The sequence below is a fragment of the Modestobacter sp. DSM 44400 genome, from assembly GCF_900107175.1.
In the GTDB taxonomy this organism is placed as follows: domain Bacteria; phylum Actinomycetota; class Actinomycetes; order Mycobacteriales; family Geodermatophilaceae; genus Modestobacter.
Window position 1 is genome coordinate 1 of sequence record NZ_FNOZ01000140.1, and the last position, 2,131, is coordinate 2,131.

1 protein-coding gene and 1 pseudogene are annotated in these 2,131 nt (G+C 66.9%); both read left to right on the plus strand.

Going from position 1 to position 2,131, the window contains the following annotated elements; all coding sequences use genetic code 11:
* Positions 1-506 precede the first annotated feature (506 nt).
* Positions 507-1,496 (plus strand): tyrosine-type recombinase/integrase, encoded by a 990-nt coding sequence (locus tag BLW04_RS25265; protein ID WP_091548387.1) that lies wholly within the window; start codon positions 507-509, stop codon positions 1,494-1,496.
* Positions 1,497-1,750: 254 nt separating this feature from the next.
* A pseudogene (locus BLW04_RS25270) lies at positions 1,751-2,131 on the plus strand (adenylate/guanylate cyclase domain-containing protein); the annotation flags it as partial.

Here is a 2,131-nt window from a genome sequence, read left to right on the forward strand (position 1 = left end):
AGAAGGGCTGACACCTCAGCCACTTCAGATTGACAGGACCCCGCAGTGAAAGTGCGGGGGCCTGTTGTGTTCATGTCCTACCAGCTCGTCTCTCTGCCGCCGGATCCGATCCTCCCGTCAGCGCTGTGCCAGCAGATGCCTACTGGCGGCGTAGTGCGGACACTGCGGCGATCCGAGCGCGGACGCATCTCGGGGTCGGTGCTCAAGGCCTACGACGCCGCCCACTGATCCACCCCCCGTCAGGTGCGTCTGACGACGCCGGTGTAGCCGGCGATGACGAGGGTGGCTGCGCCCCAGCTGAGGGCTTGGAGGAGCCAGCTGCCGGCGGTGATCCACTGGCCGGTGGTGGAGTCGAGATCGCAGCGGGCGCGGACGTTGGTCTTGATCAGTGGCAGGCCGAGGTCGACGCCGAGGCCGCGACCTGGAGCGGGGGACGGGGCTTTCGACTCCCGATAACTTCTCCTTATCGGGAGTAGTCGTCACACCCCGCCGCTAGCTTCTGTGCCATGGGTTCGACCGAGTTGCAGCTGTGGGGAGAGGACGCCGGCGAGGCCGCCGTCGTCGAGGAGGCGACGTCGCTGGCCGTGCTCGAGGAACGTGCGCGTTCCTACGAAGCAGCGTCGAAGTCCGCCAACACCTGGCGCGCCTACCGCTCGGACCTCCGCCACTTCGGGACTTGGTGCGAAGCCAGGGGAGTAGCGGCCCTGCCAGCTGCGCCTGAGACGGTGCGCCACTACCTGGTCGACCACGTCGGGAAGCTGGCTATCTCGACCCTGCGTCGTCGGCTGTCGGCCATCTCCGAAGCCCACATGGCAGCGGGGGAGCAGAACCCGACCGTCTCGCCGGTGGTGCGCTTTGCCTGGGAGGGGATGCGCCGCAGTCATGGCAGCGCTCCGCGAGCGAAGGAGGCAGCAGTCACCGAAGTCGTCGCGGCCATGGTCAAGCCCCTGGGTCGCTCGCTGATCGACGCACGCGACCGCGCGATCCTGTTGCTCGGCTTCGCCGGCGCCATGCGCCGCAGCGAACTCTCGGCGCTCAACTTCGCCGACGTCACCGAGACAGGCGACGGGCTACGAGTCGCCGTCGAGCGATCCAAGACCGACCAGGAGGGCGAGGGCGCCGTCGTCGGCATCGCCTACGGCTCCAACCCTCCGACGTGTCCGGTGCGGGCGTGGCGCGCTTGGGTTGAATCCGCTGCACTCGTCGACGGGGCTGCGTTCCGTCAGCTCGGCAGCGGCCGCGTCATCGACAAGCGCATTGCCGGCGACGGCATCGCCCGCATGGTCAAGCGCCGCGCGACCGCGGCCGGGCTTGACCCGGAGATGTTCAGAGGCCACTCGTTGCGCAGCGGCTTTGCCACCACCGCGGCGCGAGCCGGCGTCGCGGAGCACAAGATCATGCGTCAGGGCCGCTGGACGACGAGCCAGGCGATGCGCGGCTATATCCGCGAAGGCGAGTTGTTCGTCGACAACCCGTCGGCGAAGTTGGGGCTGTAGGAGTCATGACCAACCTCGACTAGCCAGGTCAAACAGTGGCCGGGCAGCCGTGGCCGGACTCGCTAGCCCGCGCTATCGCCACAGAGTTCGCGCGGATAGAAGAGTTGTGGCGTCGCCTCGACGTCTCCCTCCCCCGTAGTAGGCGTGCTCCAGCGCCTCGGCGCGTTGCCCCTGTCCTGGCCTTACCAGTGTTCGAGAAACAGAACTGTCGGTATCCGCCGCTAGCCTTCGGGTAACGACAAGCGGGGAGTGACATGACTTTCAAGGACGACGTCATCAAGGGCGTCGACGACGTGCTCGCCGCCGAGTGGGTGACGGTTAACGCGACGGTCGTCCCAGAGACCGATGACGTCGCTCTGCGCAACGGCGCCAAGCTCCTGGACGCGACTTACCTCTATGCCGACATGGCCGACTCGACAGGGTTGGCGCAGGGTTTCAAGAACTGGGCCGCAGCCAAGGTGATCCGCACGTACCTCAACGCGGCGTCACGGATTCTGAATCGAGCGGGCGGCGAGATCCGCTCGTTCGACGGCGACCGCATCTTGGCGATCTTCATCGGCGGACGCAAGAACACCAACGCGGTCAATGCTGCGATGCAGCTGAGCTGGGTCGTGGAAGACGTCATCAACCCGGCC